The following is a 25,382-nucleotide window of genomic DNA, read 5'->3' on the forward strand; positions in this document are numbered from 1 at the left end:
ACGTTCCAGTTGAATGGCCTGCGTCAGGGGGGTTACCGGGGGGAGTGCCAGGTGAGTGCTTTCACGGGGGCCGCGCGGGACACCGTTCCGGCCCCGGAGGCCGGGGCGGATCTGCTGGCCGCGCTGCTCGACGGGATGGACGCGGCGCTGTGCGCGCTGGACGCGGACGGGACGATCACGCACTGGAACCGCGAGGCCGAGCGGATCCTCGGCTGGCCCGCGGCGGAGGCCGTGGGGCGGCGGGGCTTCGACGGCTGGGCGGCGCGCAGCGCCGACGCGGCCCGCACGCTGGCCCGGGTGATGGGGGCGATGCGGACGCCGGGCCGCCAGGTGCACGAGCTGGCGCTGCTCCGCAAGGACGGCGGCCGGGTCCTGGTGCGCTGCCAGACGGCCGGGGTGCGCGCCGCGGACGGCCGGCCGGCCGGGGTGTACTGCGCCTTCAGCGAGGTGCACGTGCAGATCGACCTGGAGCGGTCGATCGCGCTGAGCGAGGCGCTGTTCGACGACGCGCCCTGGGGGGTCGTCCTGGTCGACGCCGATCTGCGCCCGGCGGTGGTCAACGACCACGCGGCGCGGGCGATCGGCGCGGGCCGCACGGCGCTCCTCGGCCGCCCGCTGGGCGAGGTGGTCGCGGGGGGCGTGGAGGAGCTGGAGGGGGCGCTCCAGCACGTGCTGGCGGAGGGTGCCCCGCCCGCCCCGGCGGACCTGTGGGTGACGCTCGCGGCGCGGCCCGGCGCGGGCGGGGGAGAGCGGCGGCGGTGCTGGCGCAGCGGTTTCGTGCGGCTGTCGTCGCCGATGACGGAGGAGCCGGTGCCGCTGGGGGTGGCGTGGCTGTTCCAGGACGTGACGGAGGAGCGGCGGGCGGCCCGGGAGGCGGACCGGACCCGGTTCCGCTGGGCCCAGCTGCACCGGGCGGGCGTGGCGGCGGCGGAGTACGCGGACCCGGCGGAGGCGGTGGCGGTGCTGCTCGACTTCGCGCTGGCCGGGTTCGCCGACCACGGTCTGGTGGACCGGGTGGCGGGCGGCCGCCGGCTGACCCGGGCGGTGGCCTCGCCGGGCGGCGCCCCCGAGGGGGCGGGCTTCGACGAGGCGGCGGGCCTGACCGGCGGTTTTCCGCAGCGGTACGGCTCCGATCACCCGGCGTTCCAGGCGTGGGACCGGGCGGGTTCGGTGCGGACGGAGGCGGGGCGGGACGCGGCGCGGTGGGCGGAGGAGCGCCACTGGCCCGCCGGCACGGCGCACGCCCTGTGCACGGCGCTGCGCTCCCGGGGCCGCACGGTCGGGGTGCTGACCTTCCTGCGCACGGCGGCCCGTGGCGCCTTCGAGCGCGCGGACGTGGTGTACGCGGAGACGGTCGCGGCCCGGGTGGCGGGCTGCCTGGACCTGCCGGGCGAACTCCCGGGCGCCTGACGGGCGTCCGGCGCGAGCGTTCGGCGGGGGGCGTCCGGCGCGGGCGGTGCGGACCGGGGTCCGTACCGCCCGCGCCGCGTGCCTCAGTGCCGGTAGAAGATCCGGTCCGCGTACTCGGTCATCACGCGGCCGTTCCACTCGTGGCCGCCGTCGACGTTGCCGGAGCGCAGCAGCGGCGGCTCGATGCCGCGCCGGACCAGCTCCTCGGCGGCGGCGGCCATGGTGGCCTGCATGAGGGCGCTGGTCACGACGGTGGAGGCGGGGGCGAAGGGCGCCTCGATGCCGTCGTGGGTCAGCTCCGCGTCGCCGATCTCGATCTTCGAGTCGAGGACGATGTCGCAGTGGTCCTTGAGGTACGTCCCCGACACGTGCCGGGACTTCGTCTCGGTGGCGTACGCGGTGGAGGTCACGCCGACGACGGTGACGCCGAGGGCGCGGGCGTTCATGGCCATCTCGACGGGCAGGGCGTTGCGCCCGGACAGGGAGATGATGAAGAGGACGTCGCCGGAGGCGATGGGGGAGGTGTCGAGGACTGCTGCGGCGAGTCCGTCGACCCGCTCCAGGGCGGAGCCGAGCGTCGCGGGCATCACGTCGACGCCGACGACGCCGGGGACGACGAGCAGGTTCATCAGGGCCAGGCCGCCGGCCCGGTAGACGACGTCCTGGGCGGGCAGGGAGGAGTGCCCGGCGCCGAAGGTGAAGATGCGGTTGCCGCTCGCGACGGCTGTGGCGACGGCGGCTCCGGCGGCGGCGATCTCGGCGGCGTCCTCGTCGCGGACCTGCTGGAGCAGGCCGATCGCCGCGTCGAAGAACCGTCCCGCCAGCTTGCTCTCCGCCGTGCTCGCGTTCGCGTTCCCGCCCGCGTTCTCGCCCATGTGAGGAAGCTCCTTGTCGTCGAGGTCGCCGATCACGGTGCGGTCTGGACCATTGCTCTGTCAATACTGCCTCGGGGGTCTCCCTGTCCCCGTCTCGCCCACTCTCGCCCCGGCGCGGTCCGCTTGTCCGCCCGATGCGCAAGAATTGGCACAGGGCCAGCGCACGACTCATCGAGGGGCACGAATGTCCGGACTGATCGACACCACGGAGATGTATCTCCGCACCATCCTCGAACTCGAAGAGGAAGGTGTGGTCCCCATGCGCGCCCGGATCGCGGAGCGGCTCGACCAGAGCGGCCCCACGGTCAGCCAGACGGTGGCCCGCATGGAGCGGGACGGGCTGGTCGCCGTGGCGTCCGACCGCCACCTGGAGCTGACCGAGGAGGGCCGCCGCCTCGCGACGCGCGTCATGCGCAAGCACCGGCTCGCCGAGTGCCTGCTCGTGGACGTGATCGGCCTGGAGTGGGAGCAGGTCCACGCGGAGGCGTGCCGCTGGGAGCACGTGATGAGCGAGGCGGTGGAGCGCCGCGTACTGGAGCTGCTGCGGCACCCGACGGAGTCGCCGTACGGCAACCCGATCCCGGGCCTGGAGGAGCTGGGCGAGAAGGCCGAGGCCGAGTCCTTCCTCGACGACTCGATGGTGTCGCTGGCGGACCTGGACGCGAGCGGCGGCAAGACGGTGGTCGTGCGCCGGATCGGCGAGCCGATCCAGACGGACGCCCAGCTCATGTACACGCTGCGGCGGGCGGGCGTGCAGCCCGGCTCGGTCGTGTCGGTGTCGGAGTCGGCGGGCGGCGTGCTGGTCGGCAGCAGCGGCGAGGCGGCCGAGCTGGACGCGGAGGTCGCGGCGCACGTCTTCGTCGCGAAGCGCTGACCCGTCCGAGGACGGGAGGAGCCCCGGCGCCGGTCCGCCCGGCCCGGGGCTCCGGCACGTCCGGACGCGGCGCCCGGGCCGGGTGTCCGGGCTCCGGGCTTCGGCGCGCGTCCGGGCCCCGGCCTCCGCGCGTCCGGGCTCAGACGTAGGGCCGGACGAGTCCGGCGGTGCCGAGGGCGAGGACGGCGAGGGCGAGCGCGAAGCCGAGGCCGTACTTGGCGACGACCCACGCGGCGGGCTGCCGCAGCACGCTGTCCCGGGGGGACTCGGGGTCGTAGACGAGGTGGGCGGCGGGCTCCGTGCCGCCCTTCGCGTGCCCGTACTCGTTGCCCAGGGCGTCGGTGTACGTGAACCCGCCGTGCGGGGTCCCGTCCGGGTGCCGGCCCCGGACGCCCATGACGGTGACGCCCCGCCGGGCGAGCCGCGCCCGGACGAGGGCGCCCCGCGCGCCGGCCCGGACGGCGAGCAGGCCGAGGAGCGCGGCGGGGGCGCCCAGGGCGCTGGTGAGCGCGCCGAGGAGACCGGGGCCGACGGCGACCCGGAGGACGTAACCGGCGTACGCCAGCCCGACCGCGCCGGCCGTCAGCCGCCGCAGCCAGGGCCGCCGCCTGCGCTCCCGCTCGGTGAGCAGGGCGCTGCCGGCCGGGTCGCGCCGCTCTGGCAGCGCGGCGGTGAGGGCGGCGCGGAAGGCGTCGGCGGCGTGCGCGGTGCCGCCGGGCAGGCGGCGGGTGGCGCCGTCGGTCAGTACCAGCGTCAGCGCGGTCGCCCCGTGCGGGCGGACCTCCTGGACGGCGGCGAGCGGCACGGTGGTCGTCCGCCGCCCCCGGGAGAGCGTCAGCCGACCGCCCTTCAGGGTCGTGGTGTGGGCGCCCTTGACCAGGACGTGGGTACTGCGCATGGCTCCATTCACCCATGCGAGGGAGAGCGAACCGCAGGGGGCGCGCGGAACCGGCGCGCGCCGGGGGTCCGGCCGCCCCCGTCCGTTCCGATTTACGTCGGAATGGTCACGCCCGCGCCCTTGCCGTGCCACGCTGGTCCTCGACGCGGCGGAACGCGGGGAGGGGGGCTGCGGGGTGACGGACGCTCAGCGGACGACAGAGGGCCCCGGCGCCCTGCGGCGCCGGGGCCTGTCCTCCCCTGTTCCGACCTGGAGCCCCGAGCTCTCAAGGTCGGTCCCCTCGGACCGTTTTCCCCGAGCGGTCCGCCTCCCGGTGAAGATCTCCCCTCGGCGGAGCCCGGCAATCCCCGAGGGCCGTCACTCGAACGAGGGGTGTTACGCGGCGGCAACGCATTTTCGAATGCGAGTTCGATAGTCTGGCGGGGTTCGACGGGAAAGAGGGGGTGCCAGATCATGGCGCGACGACTCGACGTCACCGGAGCCGACGGCATCCGGCTGGCGGCCTGGGACTTCACGACAGGGGACCGCACCGGCGGCACCCCTGAGGACCGCACACCTCCGGGCCCTGAAGCGCGCCCGGCCCCTGCCGCGCCTTCGGGCCCGGCCGCACGTCCGGCCCCGGTTTTCGCACCGACACCGGCCCCCGCGTCGGCACCGGCACCGGCCCCGGGTCCCGCCCCGGCCCGGACCCCGGTCATCGGCAGGCAGTCCACCGGCCCGGAGGGCAGAACCGCCCCGGAGGACTCGGCTCCCTCCGGGGACCGGCCCGCGCCGGTGCTGCTGCTGCACGGCCTGATGGGGCACGCCGCCCACTGGGCCCCCGCCGCGCGCCTCCTGACGGGCGGTCACCGGCTCGTCGGGCTCGACCAGCGGGGCCACGGGGCGAGCGCGAAGCCGCCCGCCGGACCGTTCACGCGCGAGGCGTACGTGGCGGACGCGGCGGCCGTCGTCGAGGGCCTCGGCCTCGGTCCCGTCACCCTCGTCGGCCACTCCATGGGCGCGCTCACCGCCTGGCAGCTCGCCGCCGAGCGCCCCGACCTGGTCCGGGCGCTCGTCATCAGCGACATGCGCGCCTCCGCGCTCGGCGCGGCCTCGCAGCGCGCCTGGCGGGAGTGGTTCCGCGACTGGCCGGCCCCGTTCCCGTCCCTGGCGGCCGTGCACCGCTGGTTCGGCGCGGACGACCCGTGGGTGGAGGAGCCGAACCCCGCGCGGGGCGCCTTCTTCGCCGAGGTCATGACCGAACGCCCCGACGGCTGGCACCCGGTCTTCGACCCCGAACAGATGCTGACCTCCCGCGAGACCTGGGTGCACGACGCCCACTGGGACTCCCTGGCCCAGGTCCGCTGCCCCACCCTCGTCGTCCGCGGCCTCGACGGCGAACTGGGCCGCGCGGAGGCCCAGGAGATGGTCCGCGTCCTCCCGCACGGCCGGTACGCGGAGATCCCCGACGCGGGCCACCTCCTCCACTACACCCACCCGGAAGCCTGGTCGGAGGCGGTCACTCCGTTCCTGGAGGGGGTCCTGACGGGGTGACGGCCCGGCGGTACGGAGGCTGTCGAAGGCCCGTTCGCGCGGGGACGGGCTCCGCGTCGCCCCCGGGCTCGTCGCACGCCCGGATCCCTCCGGGCGGGCCGCCCCGCCCGCCGGAGCGCCGCGCTCAGGCCCCGAGCAGGGCCGTCAGCAGGCGGCGGACCCGGGGGCGGGGGTCGGGGGAGTCGGGCCAGGTGGTCATCAGCAGGTGGTGGCTCGTGCCGACGAGGGCGAGGGCCGCGGCGGCGGTGTCCAGGGCGGCCGGGACGCGGCCGAGCGCCCGCTCGGCCTCCAGATAGCCGGCGACGGACTCCTCGATCGCCGCGAAGCCCGGCGCGCCGCCCGCCAGGGCCTCGCGGACCCGGAGGGAGGCGGCGGGGCGGCCCATGACGAGGCCGGAGACGGCGGGGCCGCCGGAGTCGAAGAGGGCCAGGACGACCGCGTCGAGGTTCCCGGCCACGGTGCCCCGCCCGGCCAGGCCGTCCAGGGCGCGCGCCTTTTCGGCGGTCCTGGCGAAGCGGTCGAGGCACAGCTCGGCCACGAACTCGTCGAAGCCCGCGAAGTGGGCGTGCAGCAGCCCCTTGGCGCAGCCCGCCTCGGTGGTCACGGACCGGCTGGTGAGCGCGCCCGCGCCGTCCCTCTCCACGACCCGCTCGGCCGCCGCGAACAGTCGTTCGCGCACGTCCGGCGTCGCCACTCCACGCGGTGACATGAGCCTGCCGTCCTCTCCTCGCGCCCCGGCGGCCCGGTCCGGCCGCATCCGTTCGCATCCGTTCGCATCCGTTCGCTTCAGCCCGCGTCCGGCCGAACGGATCGTAGACGGGATTGCCCGAATGGGCGTGTGCCCATACTGTGGGGCACCAGGAATGGGCGTGTGCCCATTCTTTCCGTCACCCGTGGAGGCAGTCGTGACGACCATCGCCAACACCGCGCAGGAGCAGGCGTGGAACGGCCCCGAGGGCGCCCACTGGGCCCGCCACCAGGACCGCTGGAACGCCGTCAACGACGGCTTCAACACCCCGCTCCTCGACGCCGCCGGAATCACCGGCGACCACCGGGTCCTCGACCTCGGCTGCGGCGCCGGACGCACCACCCGGCTCGCCGCCCTCCGCGCCCCGCGCGGCCACGCCCTCGGCCTCGACCTCTCCGCGCCCATGCTCGCCGAGGCCCGCGCCCGGGCCGCCTGGGAAGGCGTCGCCAATGCCTCCTTCGTACGCGGCGACGCCCAGACGCACCCCTTCGAGACGGGTTCCTTCGACGCGGCCGTCAGCCGCTACGGCGCCATGTTCTTCGCCGACCCCGAAGCGGCCTTCGGCAACATCGGCCGCGCCCTGCGCCCCGGCGGGCGGCTCGCCCTCGTCTGCCCGTCCGACCCGGACCGCAACGACTGGGTGACCGCCATGGCCTCCCTGCGCGGCATCCTCCCGGTCGGCGACTTCGCCCGGCCCGGCCTGCCCGGCATGTTCTCCCTCGCCGACCCGGACCGCGTCCGGGCGGTCCTCGCGGCGGCCGGCTTCGCGCGGACGTCCGTCGAGGAGGTCCGGGCGTACGGCACCTGGGGCCGGGACGCCGCCGACGCGGCCGACTTCCTCCTGGCCACCGGTCCCGGCCGCCACCTGATGGACCGGGCCGACGAGCCCACCCGCGCCCGCGCCCGCACCGCCCTCACCACCCACCTCCGCCCCCACCGGACCCCCACCGGCCCGGTCCGCCTCCTCAGCACGTCCTGGCTGGTGACGGCCACCCGCCCCTGAGACCGCCGCCGCGCGGCCTGACGCGCGAAGGCCGCCCGGAGGGTGCTCCGGGCGGCCTTCAGGAGAGTTCGGTTCAGCCGGTCTTGTCGAGGAAGACCGAGCCGACCGGGCCGGTCTGAGTGGTGTTCACCCCGCCCGTGCCGGTGAAGTCCGCCGTCTCCCGGCCGTTCCAGTCGGGGATCGGCGAGCCGCCGAGCGCGAGGTGCCGGAAGCGGCTGGGCAGGTCCGGGTCGGAGCCGAACTGGAACACCGGCTGGGGAGCGGTGCCGCCGAAGACGTTCGAGTACGGCGCGTAGTACCAGTACGGGCCGCCCTCCTCCAGCTGCTTGGTGAGGACGTTGTCGTGGAAGACGTTCTGCGGCCCGGAGGAGCCGGACCACTTCGCCGCCTTCGGACCGGCCGCCCACCAGATCGGGTACCAGGTGCCCGTCTCGGTGCCGCCGCCCTCACCGCCGCAGTTGGCACGGCAGTTGCCCGGCGCGTGCTGGGCGGAGACCTGGACCACGTTCTTCTCGAAGAGGTTCCGGCGCTCCCAGCCGCCGTGCAGGTTCAGGTCCGAGTCGAAGTCGTTGCCGTAGACGACATTGCCCGACGCGGACCACTGGAGGGTGAAGTGGCGCAGGTTCCGGGTGGTGTTGAACGCGTACAGCGAGTCCCAGACCCGGCTGCCCCGGAAGTAGCCGTTGCCGCCCTTGCCCTTGTTCCAGGCCCCGTTGAGGACGTTCTTCTCGAACTGGAGGTTCTTGGCGACCTCGGTCACGATCGGGTGCGAGCCGGTCATCCGGGAGCCGACGTTCCGGACCCAGGAGTCGGCCGCCCACTTGAAGACCAGGCCGTGCAGGGCCTCGGCGGGCGCCCGGTTGCCGTAGTCGTTCTTCCCCGGCTGCTCGGCGTTGGCGGCGTCCACCTGCTGGGTGAAGGCGAAGTTCTCGAAGCCGACGCCGACCACCATCTTCAGGGGCGTGACCTTGCTGACGTACGGGGTGGAGCCGATCGGCGCGGACCCGTCGGAGGTGGAGTCGAGGGGGAGGTCGAACTCCAGCGGCTTGTCGAGCGTGACGGTGCGGTCGGCCGCGTCCACCCGGCTGATGCGGAACACCTGCTGGCGCATGTGCAGGTCCTCGTAGTAGCCGGTGTCCGTCACCTCCTGCTGCTCGTAGAACTTCCGGCTGTTCGCCGCGCCCACCCACAGGTGGCCGCCGACGGCGAACCGGCTCATGTCGGCGTTCGACGCCAGGTGGACGACCGTGCCGCCCTCCCGCGCGGAGTAGGCGGAGTCGCCCGCCGCGCCGCGCAGCTTCACGCCGGAGGCCCAGTGCTGGTTGACCGAGCCCTCGTAGAGGTCCTTGCGGTTGGCGGGGGCGGCGGCCCACTCGTCGGCGTAGCGCGGGGCGACCTCGCGGGTCTGCACCCGGAAGAGGCCGCGACCCGGCCAGATCCAGCCGCCCTTGGCGGTGTCGGCGCCCGCCTGGTACGTCATCGCGTCCTGGTCCCAGCGCCCCCCGTCCGCGGTGAGGGTGTCGTAGCGGGTGTTCGCGTCCGGCGCGAAGACGATGTTCGTGCCGTTGGCGCCGCGCCCCTGGCCCCGCAGGACGAGGAAGTCGGCGTCCATGCCGAGCTGCCGGGTGACGATCAGCTCACCGGCGGGAAGCTCGATCGACGAGAGCTTGTCGAAGGAGGCCGTGGGGCCGCACACGGTGCGGATGTGGTCGATGGCGCTCTGTAGACCGGCGGAGTCGTCCAGGCCGTCGCCGGGCTTCACCCCGTAGGCGTCGGCCAGGGTCTGCGGAGTGAGGCGGCACGCCGGGTCGTCGTTGAACTGCCGGCGCGCGGGCAGCTCGCCGTTGCTCCGGTAGCCGACCCCGCTCCAGTTCGGCAGGCCGGGCAGGGGGCCGCGGCGGTTCTGCGAGGTGATGTCCGGGGTGGTGGCGGGAGCGGGGGCTCCCGAGGAGCGGTACCGGTACTGGTTGATGGTCCGCACCGCCAGGAAGTTGGCCTCCACGCTGGGGTACTCGTAGTAGTCGACGGCCACGTAGTTCGGCGTCTTGCGGGCGGCGGGCCCGCAGTAGTCCAGCGCCCGCTCCACCAGGGGCGGACCGTTGTCGATCCCGGCCGTGATGGTGGTGGGGATGTTCCTGAACTGGTTCATGACGAACAGCGGGACGAACTTGGGCTGGGTCCGGGTGAGCGGGACGTCACCCCAGCGGCTGTAGCACTGGAAGTCGCCGCCCCCGCCGCCGATGCTCCAGAAGTTCTCGACCGTCCACTGCTTGCCGAAGGCCAGGCCGATCTCGGAGGGCACGTAGACGTCCTGGCCCTGCGCGTTCTTCCGCGTGAGGTGCGTGTCCCGGTCGCTGAAGACCAGCAGCCGCTTCCCCGAACGCCGCATGTCGGACAGTCGCGGCCAGCCGGTCGACCGCACGTCCTCCGCCTCCGGATCGAAGATCACATCGGCGAGCCCCGCCTTCCTGAACTCCGTCTCCAGGAGCTCCGGGTCGGAGAGGTAGCTCTCCAGGAAGAGGGTGACGATCGCCTCGGGGTCCTTCTTCAGGTACTCCGAGACCTCGGCGAGCCCCCGGCTCATCCGGATGCCGCCGTTCAGCGTGCAGGAGGTGTGGCACAGCTGGAGGGTGCCGAACTCCTCGTGGACGTCGAGCATCAGGGCGCGTACACCGTCGTCGAGCTGCTCCGTCAAGGAACGCGACTGGTTGGCGGCCGTGAGCGCGTAGGCGGAGCTGCTGAAGGCGTTGTGCGTGGTGAGGAAGGTCGCCTCGTCGAGGCGGGGGTCGGCCGGAGGGGTGTACTTCTCCAGCGTCAGGTTGTTCAGGTACCAGGCGCCGCGGACCATGGCGTGGTTCCGGTCGCCCAGCACGAGCTGCCGCTCGTTGTTCTCCTTCCCGCCCACCGGAGCGAGCATGTCCTCGTTCTCCGAGGGCGACTGGTCCTCCTTCAGGAACCGGAGGGGCGCCATCAGGTACTGCGCGCTCCCGGCGTCCTTCAGCAGGTAGGTGTCGGCGGCGGTCTCGTCGAAGATCCAGGCGGTGCCCTCGGCGCCGCAGGACTTCAGCACGGCGACCCCGTGGGCGGCGTCGGCGGCGAGGCAGTAGGCGCCGTTCACATTGCTCTTGATGTGGTACTGGTTCGGCGCGCCGGTCGCCTCGAACCACCACTGCTGGCGCTTCTCCGCCTTGTAGAAGCGCTGGAGGATCTTCCTGCCCTCCTCCATGTCACCGGCGTCGGCGTCGACGGCGAAGCCGTTGCCGGTGTTCTGTATCGCGACCGGGCCGAGGCGGTTCGGCGGCCCTTCCGCCGCGTCGGCGCTGCCCGTCGCACCGGGCAGCGTGAGCGCCGCCAGGGTGAGGGCCAGTGCGCCGACGGCCGCGCGGACCAGCCGCCCGGGGCGGCGATCTCGCTTGAACATGGGGTGGTGCTCCTTCGGGGACGGGGCCTCGCGGCCGACGGAACGGCCCCGCTCGTCGTACGGGCGAACGGGGCCGGGAAAGAGAAGGGTGCTAGCGCGGGGCGGGGGTGTCCGCCTGCCGGGCCGAGGCCGTCGCGTCGGCGACGGTGGCGCGGTAGAGGCCCAGCCGGGGGGCGAAGACACCGGCGGCCGGGCCGAGGCGGAAGACCCGGGTGTCGGCGTTGGGCATCTGGGAGGGGCTGAGCAGGACGTTCATCTCGTTCACGTCCTCCTCGGTGCCGCCGGTCCGCCGGGCCGGGTTGATGTCGAGGACGGCGTACGCCGTGGTGCCCGCGCGCAGCACGTGGCCGGGGCCGCCGACGCCGCCGGGGACCAGCGGGTGGATGTTGCGGTCCTGGCCGGAGTTGTCCTGGTCGCCGAGGTCGACGGCGGGCAGCGGGTCGAGGAGGCAGGCGTCGGCGGTGGTGTTGGTGACCTCGATGATCCGCAGGGTCCCGCTCGGACGGACCTCCAGCGACAACTGGGTCATCGCGCACGGGTGGGCGTACGCGTACGCCTCCGTGTCGTTCACGCCGCCGCGCGGCCCGGCGGGCTTCCGCTTCCCGGACGTCCGCGAGGTCCCCGACGCGGCGGCCTCCGTCGCCCCGGCGCTCTCCGGGGCCTCCGCCTCCGGGGCCGTACCCCCGGGCGTCGCCGGGGTGTCGGCGGCGGGGCCGGTGGAGCGGTCCGCCGGACCGCCGGCGGTCGTCCCGCCACCGCCGCAGGCGGTGAGGCCCAGGGCCAGGGCGGCGGTGGTGACGGCGAGGAACGCGCGCCGGCGGGAACGCGTGCGCATGGTGGAACCCCCGGGGGTGAGGTACGACGGATCGGCCCCGGCCGCCGGCCGGAGCGTCCGGCCAGTCCATCACCCTCCACGCGACCGTCACCAGGAAGTTCCACCGGCGGAAGTAGGCTGCGGTGTACTTCTGCCGGACGCCCGGCCGGGCGACCGGGCGGACGCCCGGCCCGACCACGGGCCGGACGCCCGGCCGACCGCACTTCTTCACGGGGACGCACACGATGAGCACCGACGACGACGGTCACGGGGAGTTCGCGTCCCTGCTGTGCGCCCTGCGCCGGCGCGCCGGACTCAGCCAGGAGGAGCTGGCCCACCGGGCGGGGGTCAGCGTGCGGGCCCTGGCCGACATGGAGCGGGGCCGCACCCGGGGCCCGCAGCGGCGAACGGTCACCGCGCTGACGGAGGTCCTCGCGCCCACCGGAGAGGAGGCCGCGGAACTGGAACGGACGGCGGCCGCGGGCCGGCCCCGCCCGAAGCCCGCCCCCGCCGCCCCCGGCGGACTGCGGCTGCCGCGCGACGTCGGCGACTTCACCGCCCGCGAGGAGGACCTGGCCCGGCTGCGGGCGGCGGCCGCCGAGGGACCCGCGCCCATGATCCTCGTCACGGGCCAGCCGGGACTGGGCAAGACGGCCTTCACGGTCCGGGCGGCGCACGAACTCGCGGACCACTACCCCGACGGCCGGTTCTCCGTCGACCTGCGCGGCACCCGGGCGGAACCGGCCGAACCGCGCGAGGTCCTCGGCTCGCTGCTGCGCGCCTGCGGGATCGCGGGGAACGCGCTGCCGCCGGACACCGAGGGCCGGGCCGACCTGTTCCGCACCCTGACCGGACGGCGCCGGATGCTCCTCCTCCTCGACGACGCCGCCGACGAGGCGCAGGTCAGGCCGCTGCTGCCGGCCGAGGGCCGCTCGCTGACCCTGGTCACCAGCCGCAGCGCCCTCACCGGCCTCGAAGGCGCCCACCGCCTCGCCCTCGGGGTGCTGCGCCGCGAGGAGTCCGTGGCCCTGCTGGCCCGGGTCATCGGCCCGGAACGGGTCGCGGCGGAGGCCCAGGCGGCGCGCGACCTGACGGAACTCTGCGGACAGCTCCCGCTGGCCGTCCGGATCGCCGCCCAGAAACTGGCCGCCCGGCCGCGCGAACGCCTCGCCCGGCTCGCGGCCCGGCTCGCCGACGAGAGCCGCCGCCTCGACGCCCTGGAGGCCGGCGACCTGCGGGTGCGGGCCGCCTTCGCGCTCTCCTACCGGCAGCTCGACCCGCCGGCGCGGCTGCTGCTGCGGCGCGCCGCCCTGGCCGCCGGACCCGACTTCTCCCCGCGCACCGCGGCGCTCCTGGCGGGCATGCCGCTCGGCCGGGCGGAGCGGTACGCGGAGGAGCTGGCCGACCGGGGGCTGCTGCTGCCCGACCCGGCCGTCGAGCGCTACCGCTTCCACGACCTGCTGCGCCTGTTCGCCGCCGAGCGCCTCGACGAGGACGACCCGGTCGAGCTGGCCCGCCGCCAGGAGGAGGCGGCGCACTGGATGCTGGCCCGCGCCACCGCCGCCGCCCTCCACTTCGACGCCGAACGCCCGCCCGCGGGCGACCCCGAACCGGCGACCCGACCGCGCGGCCCCGAGGAGGCCCGCGACTGGCTGGAGACCGAGCGGGCCCAGTGGCTGGACGCCCTGCGCCGGGCCCAGGCGGCCGGACACCACCGGGAGGTCCTGGACACGGCGGAGGCCATGCACTGGTTCTCCGACCAGGTCCAGCACTGGGAGCAGTGGACGGAGGTGTTCCGCCACTCGGTGGCGGCCGCCCGCGCCCTGGGCGACCGGCGCGAGGAGGCCACGCACCTCAACTACCTGGCCTGGTCGTACAACCTGTGCGTGCACGACCCCACCCGGGGGCTCAGCACCGCCCGCGAGGCGCTGGCCGTGGCGCGCGAGACGGGCGACCTCCTCCAGGTGGGCTGGGCGTACGGCTACGGGGCGGGGGCCATGGCCCGCCTCGGCCGCGCCGGGGAGGCGGTGGCCTGGCTGGAGAACGCCGCGGCCTGCCACCGGGAGAACCCCGCCCAGCAGGCCCGCCTCGCGGAGCTGTCCACCCTCAACACCCTGGGCCGGCAACTGCGCGTCCTGGGCCGGGCCGAGGAGGCCCTGACCGTCCACCGGCGCACCAAGGAACTCTGCCTGGCCGGCATCCCCGGCCGGACGACGGGCATCCTGAGCCTCTTCCGGTCCTACGTCCTGCACGAACTCGGCCTGGACCTCGGCGTGCTGGGCCGCTGGGCGGAGGCCGAACCGCTGCTGCGCCGCGCCCTGGAGAGCTTCGAGTCCTCCGGCATGGACGCCTGGAGCGAACCCGTCCGGCTCGACCTGGCCATCGCGCTGCGCCGCCTCGGCCGCGAGACGGAGGCCCGCACCATGCTGGAGGCGGCCCGCCGCGGCCTCGGCGAACAGAGCCACCCCCGCCTCGCGGAAGCCGACCGGGAACTCGCCGCTCCGGGCGCCCCGGACACCCCCCACTGACCCGGCCCCGTCCGCGCGGGTCGCTGCCCCGACGTTCCCACCGACCCGCCGTGCTCCGCGACCCCTGTGGACGGCGGCCTGTGGAAAACTCCTGGCCGCCGTCGGGGCCGCCCGGCTACGTTTTCGGCCATGAGCAGCATCGGTCCCGCTTCCGGCCTCCCGCCGCGTCCGACGACGACCCTCTGGCGCCCCACCGGCCCCGAGGAGCTCGCCCTCGTCCGCGACCTCGGCTGGCGGGCCTGGCCGCCCCGCCTGCCCGACCAGCCGATCTTCTACCCGGTCATGAACGAGGACTACGCGATCCGCATCGCCCGCGACTGGAACGTGAAGCACAGCGGAGTCGGCCACGTCACCCGCTTCGAGGTCGACTCCGCCTTCCTCGCCCGCTACCCCGTCCGGCAGGCCGGCGGCCGCACCATCCTGGAGCTGTGGGTGCCCGCCGAGGAGCTCGACGAGTTCAACGCGCACATCGTCGGCACCATCGGCGTGGTCCACACCTTCCGGCCCTGAGCGGGGAGCGGGGCCCGGGACGGTGCGGCCGCCGTCCGGATCAGGCCGGTGCGGCGGCCGTCCGGGTCAGGTGCCGGGCGAGGAAACGGGCCGCGCTCTCGGACTCGACGAACCGGGGGAAGTCGACGTGGAGGCCCGCGTTCGCGTGCAGGCTCTTCTCCGCCGACCCGAACGCCTCGAACAGCGCGAGGCCCCCTTCCCGCGGGATCCGGGTGTCGTCCCACTGGAGGGCGTACTCCACCGGCACGGTGATCCGCCGCGCCGCCTCGAAGAGGGCGTCGGGCCACATCAGGCCGAAGACGGCCGCCGTGATCCGGGGCTCGGCCGCCACCAGCGGCACGCCGATCGCGCTGCCCATGGCGACGCCCGCGTAGCCCACCGGGCCCTCGGCGCCGATCTCGGGGAGCTCCTGGAGGGCGTCCAGGGCGGCCCGCCACTCGGGCACGGCCCGCTCCGCCAGCCGGGCGTTGTACGGGACCACGACGGGCCCCTCCGGTTCGCCCGCCGCCTGCGCCGCGCGCAGGGCGGCGATGTCGCGCTCGTCCTCGGCCGACCGGGGCCGGTCGCCGTGGCCGGGCGCGTCGAGGACGGCGACGTGGAAGCCGTGACCGGTCACGAGCTGCCGGGCCCGGCCGATCATCGCGGGGTGCTTCTTGTGGGCGCCGCCGCCGTGGCCCAGCAGGACCAGGGGCGCGCGGCCGGTGCCGGAGACCGGCGACCAGAGGACACCGGGGACGCCGTCCACGGTGAAGTCGCGCTCGCGCATGCCGTGCGAGGGCGCGTCGGCGGTGAAGGCGAGGGACGGGTGGGTCCGAGGGGGCCGGGAAGTCTGGTGGGACCGGGGGGAATGCGAAGAGTTCATGGCTGACGCCTTTCGGGAGTCCTCGTGTTCGGGGGCTCCCGGCGACACCCGTGTCAGTCGCCGGCCGTGACGGAAAGGGGGAGCACCCACATCGCTACAGCGTTCATGGGTCTCACCTCCTGGTACGGGGCCACGGTCTCCTCGCACCGTACAAGCCCGCCCCGCACCCCGTCCACGCGTTTTCCGGCGACCGGCGACCGGCGGCCGACCGCCCGCGAGGAGTCGGCCGCCGGTCCTCCCGTCAGCCCTTGCTGACCGCCGCCAGGATCTCCGGCAGCCGCTTCGCCATGCCGCGGGACATGACCTTCAGCGCCGCCCAGGTCAGCGTCACGCCGTACGCCACCCCCAGCGGCAGCAGCAGCCACAGCAGGCCCTCGTGCGCGGAGCCGCGCAGCCAGAACAGCAGCACGAGCAGCGGGGCGCACAGCACCGGGCCGCCGAACATGCCGGCGAAGATCGCGCCGACCGCCATGCCGCCCTGCCCCGGCGCCACGTTCCGCCGCGAGTCCTGCGGGATCCCGTACGGGAACCGCACCGACGCCACCACGCCCAGCGCCAGCATCGCGCCGAGCAGCGCGAACGCCAGGCCGAACACCTGCGGGAGCTGCGACCAGCCGCCCGTGATCAGACCGGTGGCGACCGCCACGACCACGGTGAACGGCACGGTGATCACCACCAGCGCGTACGCGCGGTCGCGCAGTTCCGCGTAGGCGTCCGCCGGGGAGGAGATCGTCTGCGCCACCATCCAGAACGCCGACGAGTCCTGCCCGAACTGGTTGAACATCTGCACGCCGAGCATGCCCGAGGCGAAGCACGCCCAGTAGACCGAGCCCGCCTCCTGGAAGGCGTTGAAGATCGGCACGAGCGCGCCGACCGCCAGCGAGGAGACCCACGCCGCCTTCGTCTTCGGGTCGCGCCAGATGTAGCGGAAGCAACGTTCCATCACCGCTCCGGTACGGCCTCCGGGCAGCAGCCGCGCCAGCGGTCCGCGCCCCTTGGAGGGGTCCCGGCCCGCGTCCGGCGCCGCGCCGATCGTCGACCCGTCCGGCTCGACCATCAGCCGCACCAGGCTCCGCCGCCACCACCACAGCAGCAGCACCAGGGCCGCCACCGAGGGCACCAGCCGGGCCACCGCGAGGCCCGGGTTCCCGTCGGCCGCGTCGCGCACCGCCGCGACCGCCGAGGCGGGCGGCAGCCAGCCCACCACCGACGCCACCGTGTCCAGCACCGACAGGTCCTTGGACCGGCCCAGGGCCTGCGCGCCGAAGTTGACCGCCTGGACGCCGAGCGCGATCACCAGGCCGCTCAGGAGCGCCAGGTCCCGGCCCTTGCGGGAGGTCAGCAGCCGTACGTTGGCCGCCGCGACGGCCCGCGACAGCGCCACGCACACCAGCAGGACCAGCGGCACGGCGAGCACGCCGATCACCGTGGCCACCGGGCCGTACGCGACGGCCGCCACGGCGCCGACCGCCAGGCAGAGCGTGAACAGCGGCCCGATGCCGACCAGGGAGGCCACCAGCAGCGCCCGTACCAGCGGCTGCGGGCGCAGCGGCAGCATCACCAGCCGCGACGGGTCGAGCGTCTCGTCGCCGCCCGGCAGGAACAGCGGCATCACCGCCCAGCCCGCGCCGAACAGGGCGACGGTCAGGACCGCCACCGCACCGGCTGCCTCGTGCCCGCGCAGCAGCAGGAAACCGAGCACCACCAGGGCGGCGAGGAACAGCACGATCACCAGGGAGGCGACGAACGCGAAGGTCCGGCCGCCCGACTGCCGCAGCCCGTTGCGTATCAGCGACAGCTTGAGCCGGACGAAGACGGAGGTCAGGGAGGGGCCCGCGGCGGACGCCGGGACCGGGGCCGAGTCGGTCACGGAGCTCACCGCCGCCCGTCCCGCTCGCCGCCCCGGCCGCCGCCCAGCCAGTCCAGCGAATCGCCCGCCGCGTCCCGGCTGCCCGCGCCCACCAGCTCCAGGAACGCCTCCTGGAGGGTGGCCGCCGAGCCCTTCACCTCGGCCAGCGGGCCCTGCGCGCGGATGTGGCCGCCCGCCATCACCGCGACCCAGTCGCACAGCGACTCCACCAGCTCCATGACGTGGCTGGAGAAGACGACGGTCGCGCCGGAGCCGGTGTACCGCTCCAGGACGCCCCGGATGGTCTGCGCGGAGACCGGGTCGACGCCCTCGAAGGGCTCGTCGAGGAAGAGGACCTCGGGGTTGTGCAGCAGCGCCGCCGCCAGGCCGATCTTCTTCCGCATGCCGGTCGAGTAGTCCACGACCAGCTTGTTCTGCGAACCGGCCAGGTCGAGGACGTCGAGGAGCTGGGTGGCCCGCTTGTCGACCTCGGCGCCCGGCAGCCCGCGCAGCCGGCCGCTGTACGCCAGGAGCTCCCGGCCCGACAGCCGCTCGAACATCCGCAGCCCCTCGGGCAGGATGCCGATCCGGGCCTTGACCTGGGCGACCGACTCGGGGTCCCGCCACACGTCGTGCCCGGCGACCTGGATCCGGCCCGCGTCGGGCCGGAGCAGGCCGGTGATCATCGAGAGGGTGGTGGTCTTGCCCGCGCCGTTCGGGCCGACGAGGCCGATGAACCGGCCGGCGGGCAGGGTCAGGTCGATCCCGCTGACCGCGATCTGCTGCCCGAACCGCTTCCACACCCCCTCCACGTGCACGGCGGGCGCCGCGCCCGGTGATCCCGGTGCGGCGCCCGCCGTCTCGAACACTCCGTCAGATGCCTGGTCGGGCATGGTCCGTCAGCCTTCCGATCGTCCCCGTACGGCGCGCGAAGGCGCCTCCATGGGGCCAACCCTAGGTCGTGTCCGGAAACTCCCGTCGTGCGCCCGGAGGGCGCGGCCTGCGGCGTCCGGTGCGTGCTCTCGGCGTGCCGGCCGTGATCCCCCGTACTGGATGTACTGGGGATTTCGGCCGGTGCGGCGAGAGTGCGTGCCGGGCGTCGCGGGCCAGGCGGGAGTTTCCGGACACGGCCTAGGCCGCCGCCCGGCGGAACCCCAGGTCACGGCGTGATCGCCGTCCGGCGGACCCCCGGCTCACGGCGTGACCGAGGCCCTCTCACGCCCCCTTGGTGCGGGCGTCGGCGGCTTCGCGTCCGCACGCGTACGCGAGGGCGCTGATCAGCTCCTCCGCGTCGGGCAGCCAGCGGTTGGCGGGGGTGGGGCGGCGGGCCCACTGGACCGCGCCCCGGCCGCCCACCCGGGTGGGCGGGGCCGCCACGTAATGGCCCTCCCCGCGCGTGGTGAGGTCGAGGGAGGAGGGCACCCAGCCCAGCTTGCGGATCAGGTCGGGCACCTTGGCGGCGGCGCCGGGGAGCACGAAGAAGAACATCCGGCGGTCGGGGGTGCAGGTCACCGGGCCCGGGCTCAGTCCCATCCGCTCCAGCCGGGCGAGCGCCAGGAAGCCGGCCGACTCGGAGACCTCGACGGCGTCGAAGGTGCGGCCGGTGGGGAGGAGGATCGACGCCTTCGGGTGCTTGGTCCACATGCGCCGGGCCCCGACCCCGCTCCCGGTCGCCAGCGTCGCCCAGTCCGGCTTCACGGCGTGGGCCCCCGGCAGCGGGCAGTCCGCCGTGCCGCAGGAGCAGAGCTCCCGGCCCTCGACGGCTTCCAGCCACGTTCCCGGGAACACGTCCCAGTGCCGCTCGTCCGCGTACCGCACGGCGCCGTCGAGCAGTTGCTCGCCGCGCTGGCCGGGGATCTGGGCGGTTTTCGTCGTGACTCCGATGCTCTCATCCACGGTCATGACAACTGCCCCCGTCACCTGGGGTTACGGGCGCGGCGGCGCCGGGGGTGAGGCATCGATCCTGCATGCGGGGCGCATGGGTGCACGCGCGGGGGCGCGCGGAGGACCGGGGCGTGGAAAGGGGTACGGAAAGGGCGGGAAAAGGGCGCGCCGAGGGGGAACCAGCGTGTCCGGTTTCGCGTGTTCACATCGGCATTGACCGGATATTAGCCGGGCAGTGTTGAGACCGTGTCCGTACATGCTCCGTCTGGGGGTTCCACACATGGCAGCCAGGCCACTCGTGCCGCGACAGCCCAACGAACGGCTCCAGGCGCTCATTCAGGAGGCCGCGTGCTCCAACGCGGGCCTCGCCCGCAGGGTCAACATGGTCGGCGCGGAACGCGGCCTCGACCTGCGGTACGACAAGACCTCGGTGGCGCGGTGGCTGCGCGGGCAGCAGCCGCGCGGGCGCGCGCCCGGCATCATCGCCGAGGCGCTCGGCCGCAAACTCGGCCGCACCGTCACCATCGACGAGGTGGGGATGGCCAACGGCCGGAACCTCGCGGCGGGCGTCGGGCTCCAGTTCGCGCCGACCGTGCTCGGCGCGATCGAGCAGGTGTGTGAGCTGTACCGGGGCGACGTGGGCCGCCGGGAGTTCCTGAACGGCTCCGCGGTGGCCGCCTCCGCGCTCGTGGAGCCCAGCCGCGACTGGCTGATCACCGGCACCGACGCGCAGGTGGCGCGCTCCACCGGGGCCCGGGTGGGTCCTTCGGACGTGGCGGCGGTCCGGGAGACCACGGCCGCCCTCGTCGAGCTGGACCGGCGGTTCGGCGGCGGCCACGTCCGCCCGGTGGTGGTCCACTACCTCGACAGCGTGGTGTCCGGGATGCTGTCGGGCTCCTACCGGGAGTCGGTGGGGCGGGAGTTGTTCGCCGCCGCCGCCCGGCTGACCGAGCTGGCCGGCTACATGGCGGTGGACACCGGCCAACCGGGGCTCGCCCAGCGGTACTACATCCAGGCGCTGCGGCTCTCGCAGGCGGCCGGGGACCGGGGCTACGGCGGGTACGTCCTGGCGGCGTCCATGAGCCACCTGGCCGCGCAGCTCGGGAACCCGCGCGAGATCGCCCAGTTGGCGCGGGCCGCCCAGGAGGGCACCCGGGGGCGGGTGACGCCGCGGGCCGAGGCGATGTTCCTGGCGGCGGAGGCCCGCGGGCACGCGCTGCTCGGGGACACCCGCGCCTTCGAGGCCGCCGCGGGCCGTGCCGTACGCGCGCTGGAGGCGGCCGATCCGGACACGGGCGACGACCCGCCGTGGATCACCCACTTCGACGGGGCGTACCTCGCGGACGAACTCGCCCACTGCTACCGGGACCTGGGCTGGGCGGAGGCGGCGGTCCACGCGGCGGAGGAGTCGCTGTCCGGGCATCCGGAGAGCCGGGTGCGGCGGCGGGCGATCGGCCTGGCGCTGCTCGCGGTGGCGCGGGTGCAGCAGCGGGAGATCGAGGAGGCGTGCCGCACGGGCACGCGCGCGCTGGAACTCCTGGGCACGCTGCGGACCTCGCGCGGGGCGGAGTACCTGGAGGACCTGAGGGAGCGCCTGGAGCCCTACGCGGGCGAGCCGGTGGTGCGGGAGTTCGAGGCCCGGCTGGAGGTGGTGGCCGCCTGAGCGGCCGGCGGCGGGGCGGTCGGGATCTTTTCCGGAGGGCGTTCCGGGACGAAGGGTGTTACCGGCCTCACACGTGTGTGCGGACTCGTAGGGGCATTCGGTAGCGTGAGCCGACGATTCCGTAGGTCGGTCCATCAGTAGGAGTCCCGGTGACGCAGAACGGACAGGGTCCGGAGCAGGGGGGCGCGCAGGCGTGGGGCGGTGCCTGGGGCCCCGGTGGCGCCCAGCCCCAGCCGGGCGGGCAGCCGCTGCCCCCGGCGCAGCCGCTGCCGCCCGAGGCGCCGGCCGGTGATCTCCAGGCCACCCAGTACATCGCCCCGCTGCCCCAGCAGCCCCCAGCCGGCCCGCCCGCCGGCTACGGCTATCCGCCGCCGGTCGCCGCCCACGGCGACATGCAGGCGACCCAGTACCTGGCGCCGGTGCCCGGCGGGATGCCGCCGGCCGGGCCGCCGCAGGGCCCGCCCGCCGGGTACGGCTATCCGCCGCCGGTCGCCCCGCACGGCGACATGCAGGCCACCCAGCACCTCGCGCCCGTGCCGCCGCTGAACGGCGCCGGGGACGGCGGGCAGACGCAGTTCCTCGGTACGGGTCCGCTGGCGCAGCCGCCCGCCCCGGCCGGGGCCTCGGACGCCACCCAGTACATCGCCCCGGTGCCGGGCGGACCCGCGGGCGGCGGCCCGATGGGCGGTCCGGCGGGCGGCGGCCCGATGGGCGGCGGGCCCCTGCACGGCGGGCCGCCGCAGCCGCAGCCGCCCGCCGAGTTCGACAACCTCTTCCGGGACTCGGCGCCCGCGCGCCCCGCGCCCCCGGCCTACCAGCAGCCCGCCCCGGCCCCGTACCAGCAGAATCCGCAGCACCAGCAGCACCCTCCGCACCAGCCGCCGCCGCAGTACGGCTACCAGGAGGAGTACTACGACGAGCCCGAGCCGCGCCGGAAGTCGCCGGTCGCGCTGATCGCGGTCGTGGTCGCGGGCTGCGCGGTCGTCGGCCTCGGCGCGGGCGCCCTGCTCAGCGGCGGCGACGACGACAAGAAGGACACCACGGCGGGCGGTGACAAGGTGGCCGCCGGTTCGCCGACGCCCGGCGCCGAGAAGACCGGTTCCGCCCCGGCGGAGAAGGCCGACGACCCGGCCGAGCCGCAGGCGAAGGACCTGGACAAGCTCCTCGCGACCAGCAACGACAGCCGGGACGCGGTCATCCGCTCGGTCGAGGCGATCAAGCAGTGCAAGGACCTCGACCAGGCCGCCGCCGACCTGCGGGGCGCCGCAGAGCAGCGCCGGGGCCTGGTCACCAAGCTCCAGACGCTCAGCGTCGACAAGCTGCCCGACAGCGCCGCGCTGACGGCCGCGCTCACGCGCGCGTGGCAGGCGTCCGCCGCCGCCGACGACCACTACGCGGGCTGGGCCGACCAGATGAAGGCCAAGAACGGCTGCAAGGACGGCAAGGCCCGCAACACCAACCGCCTCAAGGCCGCCGACGAGAAGAGCGGCGAGGCGACCCGGGAGAAGAAGGCGGCGGCCGGGCTGTGGAACCCGACCGCCGACAAGTACGGCCTGACCCGCCGCGCCGCCACCCAGCTCTAGGGCTGTCCGGCGCCGCCCGGTCCTCCGCCTCCTTCCGAAGGGGCGGGGGTCAGACGGCGGCGCCGGTGACGGTCGGGCCGACGTCCACGAAGCCCGGCTTCTGGGCCACCAGGCGGCCCTGGCGGACCACCTGGAAGGTCACCGCGTGGTTGACGATCCGGGGGAAGCCCGGGGCGCCGAGCAGGTCCCCGTACATCCACCGCAGCGTCGGGGTGAGGCCGCCGGTGTCCACCTGGGCGCCCCGGTCGAGGGCGCCGCTGATCCGCGAGCCGGTGACCTTGTCCGTGTTCAGCGACTCGATCACCTTCTTGAGGACGGTGTACGCGATCCAGGTCGTCTGCACGCCCGCGTCGGCCGGGTCCACCCGGTTGTCGGCGAAGGCGTGCGCCTGGATGACCTTCCGCATCGGCTCCCAGCTCGGGTCGCCCGCCGCCGGGTACCAGCCGGTGACGTAGGCGCCCTCGAAGGGGCTGCGGGCGCCGCCGGTGCGGTCGATGAGCGGCTGGCCGACGCTGCCGAGCACGGAGGAGATCCGCACCTGCGCCGCCTCCTCCTTCCCGGAGCCCTCCGGGAGCCGCCGGAAGGAGTCGAAGAAGGTCTGGGTGCGCTCGCCGAGGACGGCCGCGACGCAGCCGTCGTCCGTGCCCGCCCGCTCCCGCGCGCGGGTGGCCTGCGAGGTGTACTCGGTGGCGTCCTCGACGGCCGGGATGTCCACGGCCTGGTGCCGGCGGGCCTTGCGCAGCCCGGCGTCGAGGAGCTTGGGCAGCCGGTCGCCGGCGACGGTGTCGGGCCGGACCAGGGAGACCTGGCGGCAGGATTCGGCCAACTGCATGCCGTGCCCCGCGACGAGCGAGGCGACACCGCCGTTGACGGGGTACGAGACCGGGCTGGTGAACTCGTCCTCGGTGATGCCGTAGCCGCCGATGTACGGGATGCCGGCCGCCTCCAGGGGGGCCATGAAGGCGCGGCCGTTCTGGCTGTACGAGCCCACCACGGCCACCACGTTCTCGCGCACCGCGCGGCGGGCGCAGGCGGCGGCGCCCGTCGGGCTGTTCTCCTCGTTGCAGGTGAGGACGCGGAGCTGGTGGCCGTCGATGCCGCCCTCGGAGTTCACCCAGCGGGCGTACGCCTGGGCCATGGCGGGCATGCCGGGCATGTTGGTCGCGCGCGTCTGGTCGGGGGCCCAGGTCATCACCGTGACGGGCTCCCTGGAGCCTCCGGAGACGCCGGGGAGCGCGCCGCACCCGGTGAGGAGCGACGCGCCGGCCGCCGCGGCGGTGACGGACGCGAGGAATGAGGACAGTCGCCTACCGGTCATGTCCACGCACCATTCCGCGTTCCGGGTAACGCGGGAGTGTGTGTTGTTCGACGGAGGGTGACGCAGAGGTGAATTGCGGGGGTCGGTCCCCATAAGGGGAGGGGGTGACTCCGCTTGTCGGAGGCGAACCGTACGATCGGACGATGTCCAGTCCCGCACCCGGTTCGGCCAACTCTTCCCGTCGCGGCCGTCGCTCCTCCACCATGGGCGGCATGCCGCTCAACGACATGCCGTGGTGGCGCTGGCGCGCCAACGTGCGCTCAGCGCTGCACATGCTCTCCGATCCCGGGTTCCACCGGTCCGTCTGGCTCGCCGGCCAGGAGGGGTACGGGGACGTCACCGACGCCGTCTACCGGCTCGTCGAGGACACCTGGCTCGACAACTGGTCCGCCGAGAGGTACGTCGGGGCGATCTTCCGCGACTCCGGCGAGGCGCAGGCCGTCGACCTCGCCGTCCTGCGGGTGCTGCGCATCCTGCACCAGGCCGGGCCCGACGCGCCCGTCTCCGCCTACCTGGAGCACCCCGGCTGGCCCGAGGCCGTCCAGGCGGCCCGCGACGCCCACGTCCGGCTCGCCACCGCCGACGGGGACGACCCGGACGTGCCGCCGCGCTCGCTGGAGCTCCTGCGCGTCCTCACGCGCGCGTAGCGGTTCGGGGGCGTACCGGCGGGGACGCGCGGCGGGGCGTGCGGCGTCCCGATGGGTGGACGGAGACTGCGGCACGGGGGTTTCCGTGTGGCACGCTGTCGCCATGACCGACCAGTATGTCCTCACCCTTTCGTGCCCGGACAAAAAGGGCATCGTGCACGCCGTGTCGAGCTACCTCTTCATCACCGGATGCAACATCGAGGACAGCCAGCAGTACGGCGACCACGACACCGGACTCTTCTTCATGCGGGTCCACTTCTCCGCCGAAGCGCCGGTGAACGTCGAGAAGCTGCGGGCCAGCTTCACCGCCGTCGGCGACTCCTTCGCCATGGACTGGCAGATCAACCGGGCCGACGAGCGGATGCGCGTCGTCCTGATGGTCTCCAAGTTCGGTCACTGCCTCAACGACCTGCTGTTCCGGTCCGGCATCGGCGCGCTGCCCGTCGAGATCGTCGCCGTCGTCTCCAACCACACCGACTTCGCCGAGCTCGTCGCCTCCTACGACATCCCCTTCCGGCACATCCCCGTGACGAAGGACACCAAGCAGGCGGCCGAGGCGGAGCTGCTCGCGCTGGTCGAGGAGGAGAACGTCGAACTCGTCGTCCTCGCGCGCTACATGCAGGTCCTCTCCGACGACCTCTGCAAGCGGCTCTCCGGGCGGATCATCAACATCCACCACTCCTTCCTCCCCAGCTTCAAGGGTGCCAAGCCCTACCACCAGGCGCACGCGCGCGGGGTGAAGCTCATCGGGGCGACGGCGCACTACGTCACGGCCGACCTCGACGAGGGGCCGATCATCGAGCAGGAGGTCGAACGGGTCGGGCACGAGGTCACGCCGGACCAGCTCGTCGCGGTCGGGCGGGACGTGGAGTGCCAGGCGCTGGCGCGGGCGGTCAAGTGGCACGCGGAACGCCGCATCCTCCCCAACGGCCGCCGCACCGTCATCTTCGCCTGACCCGGGC

The 25,382-nt window shown here is 74.6% G+C and carries 20 protein-coding genes; 10 read left to right on the top strand and 10 right to left on the bottom strand.

The genetic code is table 11. The annotated features are described in order from the left end of the window. Positions 1 to 51: 51 nt before the first annotated feature. Complete coding sequence (locus IE219_RS01305) at positions 52 to 1,410, top strand: PAS domain-containing protein (RefSeq protein ID WP_189974521.1); 1,359 nt, start codon at positions 52 to 54, stop codon at positions 1,408 to 1,410. Between the two features lie 83 nt (positions 1,411 to 1,493). On the opposite strand, the gene IE219_RS01310 is transcribed toward IE219_RS01305, so the two are convergent. Continuing rightward, positions 1,494 to 2,285 carry an SIS domain-containing protein gene (locus IE219_RS01310; protein WP_189974523.1) on the bottom strand — a complete coding sequence of 264 codons (792 nt, stop codon included), beginning with the start codon at positions 2,283 to 2,285 and terminating at the stop codon, positions 1,494 to 1,496. A gap of 184 nt (positions 2,286 to 2,469) precedes the next feature. Between IE219_RS01310 and IE219_RS01315 the strand changes: the two genes are divergently transcribed. Continuing rightward, positions 2,470 to 3,159 carry an iron-dependent transcriptional repressor DtxR gene (locus IE219_RS01315; RefSeq protein ID WP_031010751.1) on the top strand — a complete coding sequence of 230 codons (690 nt, stop codon included), beginning with the start codon at positions 2,470 to 2,472 and terminating at the stop codon, positions 3,157 to 3,159. 139 nt (positions 3,160 to 3,298) lie between these two features. Here the strand turns inward: IE219_RS01315 and IE219_RS01320 are convergent, their stop codons facing one another. Beyond that, a complete protein-coding gene (locus IE219_RS01320) occupies positions 3,299 to 4,057 on the bottom strand; it encodes a hypothetical protein (protein WP_189974525.1) in 759 nt (252 codons plus the stop codon). A 453-nt stretch (positions 4,058 to 4,510) separates the two neighbouring features. Here IE219_RS01320 and IE219_RS01325 point away from each other — a divergent pair, with 453 nt between their 5' ends. Next, positions 4,511 to 5,590: an alpha/beta fold hydrolase gene (locus IE219_RS01325; RefSeq protein ID WP_189974526.1), complete on the top strand. Its 1,080-nt coding sequence runs from the start codon at positions 4,511 to 4,513 to the stop codon at positions 5,588 to 5,590. Between the two features lie 124 nt (positions 5,591 to 5,714). Here IE219_RS01325 and IE219_RS01330 read toward each other — a convergent pair whose 3' ends face one another. Then, positions 5,715 to 6,299: a TetR/AcrR family transcriptional regulator gene (locus IE219_RS01330; protein WP_189974527.1), complete on the bottom strand. Its 585-nt coding sequence runs from the start codon at positions 6,297 to 6,299 to the stop codon at positions 5,715 to 5,717. Positions 6,300 to 6,495: 196 nt separating this feature from the next. Here IE219_RS01330 and IE219_RS01335 point away from each other — a divergent pair, with 196 nt between their 5' ends. After that, a complete protein-coding gene (locus IE219_RS01335) occupies positions 6,496 to 7,341 on the top strand; it encodes a class I SAM-dependent methyltransferase (protein ID WP_189974528.1) in 846 nt (281 codons plus the stop codon). 73 nt (positions 7,342 to 7,414) lie between these two features. Here the strand turns inward: IE219_RS01335 and IE219_RS01340 are convergent, their stop codons facing one another. Beyond that, positions 7,415 to 10,762, bottom strand: a complete 3,348-nt coding sequence (locus IE219_RS01340) for a phosphoinositide-specific phospholipase C-related protein (protein WP_189974529.1) — start codon at positions 10,760 to 10,762, stop codon at positions 7,415 to 7,417. A gap of 91 nt (positions 10,763 to 10,853) precedes the next feature. Further along, entirely contained in the window at positions 10,854 to 11,597 is a 744-nt protein-coding gene (locus IE219_RS01345) for a DUF4232 domain-containing protein (protein ID WP_189974530.1), read from the bottom strand. Positions 11,598 to 11,821: 224 nt separating this feature from the next. On the opposite strand from IE219_RS01345, the gene IE219_RS01350 reads away from it, so the two are divergent. Beyond that, positions 11,822 to 14,104, top strand: a complete 2,283-nt coding sequence (locus IE219_RS01350; protein WP_189974531.1) for a tetratricopeptide repeat protein — start codon at positions 11,822 to 11,824, stop codon at positions 14,102 to 14,104. A gap of 129 nt (positions 14,105 to 14,233) precedes the next feature. Continuing rightward, a complete protein-coding gene (locus IE219_RS01355) occupies positions 14,234 to 14,614 on the top strand; it encodes an ADP-ribosylation/crystallin J1 (protein WP_189974532.1) in 381 nt (126 codons plus the stop codon). A 40-nt stretch (positions 14,615 to 14,654) separates the two neighbouring features. Here IE219_RS01355 and IE219_RS01360 read toward each other — a convergent pair whose 3' ends face one another. The 4 genes from IE219_RS01360 to IE219_RS01375 form a co-directional block, all read right to left on the bottom strand. Next, a complete protein-coding gene (locus IE219_RS01360; protein ID WP_229849526.1) occupies positions 14,655 to 15,476 on the bottom strand; it encodes an alpha/beta hydrolase family protein in 822 nt (273 codons plus the stop codon). A 241-nt stretch (positions 15,477 to 15,717) separates the two neighbouring features. After that, positions 15,718 to 17,346, bottom strand: coding sequence for a transporter (locus tag IE219_RS01365; RefSeq protein WP_189974533.1), 1,629 nt, complete (start codon positions 17,344 to 17,346; stop codon positions 15,718 to 15,720). 5 nt (positions 17,347 to 17,351) lie between these two features. Next, positions 17,352 to 18,218, bottom strand: coding sequence for an ABC transporter ATP-binding protein (locus IE219_RS01370; protein ID WP_189974534.1), 867 nt, complete (start codon positions 18,216 to 18,218; stop codon positions 17,352 to 17,354). 322 nt (positions 18,219 to 18,540) lie between these two features. After that, positions 18,541 to 19,227: a bifunctional DNA primase/polymerase gene (locus tag IE219_RS01375; protein WP_189974536.1), complete on the bottom strand. Its 687-nt coding sequence runs from the start codon at positions 19,225 to 19,227 to the stop codon at positions 18,541 to 18,543. A gap of 262 nt (positions 19,228 to 19,489) precedes the next feature. Here IE219_RS01375 and IE219_RS01380 point away from each other — a divergent pair, with 262 nt between their 5' ends. Together IE219_RS01380 and IE219_RS01385 are read left to right on the top strand one after the other, a co-directional pair. Further along, a complete protein-coding gene (locus tag IE219_RS01380) occupies positions 19,490 to 20,872 on the top strand; it encodes an NsdA family TPR-like regulatory protein (RefSeq protein WP_189974538.1) in 1,383 nt (460 codons plus the stop codon). A gap of 149 nt (positions 20,873 to 21,021) precedes the next feature. Beyond that, positions 21,022 to 22,455: a hypothetical protein gene (locus tag IE219_RS01385; protein ID WP_189974540.1), complete on the top strand. Its 1,434-nt coding sequence runs from the start codon at positions 21,022 to 21,024 to the stop codon at positions 22,453 to 22,455. Positions 22,456 to 22,504: 49 nt separating this feature from the next. Here the strand turns inward: IE219_RS01385 and IE219_RS01390 are convergent, their stop codons facing one another. Then, the gene (locus IE219_RS01390; protein ID WP_189974542.1) at positions 22,505 to 23,773 is read right to left on the bottom strand and encodes an ABC transporter substrate-binding protein; all 1,269 of its coding nucleotides are present in this window, start codon (positions 23,771 to 23,773) and stop codon (positions 22,505 to 22,507) included. 143 nt (positions 23,774 to 23,916) lie between these two features. Here IE219_RS01390 and IE219_RS01395 point away from each other — a divergent pair, with 143 nt between their 5' ends. Continuing rightward, a complete protein-coding gene (locus IE219_RS01395) occupies positions 23,917 to 24,420 on the top strand; it encodes an SCO4402 family protein (RefSeq protein ID WP_189974544.1) in 504 nt (167 codons plus the stop codon). Positions 24,421 to 24,523: 103 nt separating this feature from the next. Beyond that, positions 24,524 to 25,375 (top strand): formyltetrahydrofolate deformylase, encoded by an 852-nt coding sequence (purU, locus tag IE219_RS01400; protein ID WP_189974546.1) that lies wholly within the window; start codon positions 24,524 to 24,526, stop codon positions 25,373 to 25,375. Positions 25,376 to 25,382: the final 7 nt, after the last annotated feature.

The sequence above is a fragment of the Streptomyces termitum genome, from assembly GCF_014650175.1.
Classification (GTDB): domain Bacteria; phylum Actinomycetota; class Actinomycetes; order Streptomycetales; family Streptomycetaceae; genus Streptomyces; species Streptomyces termitum.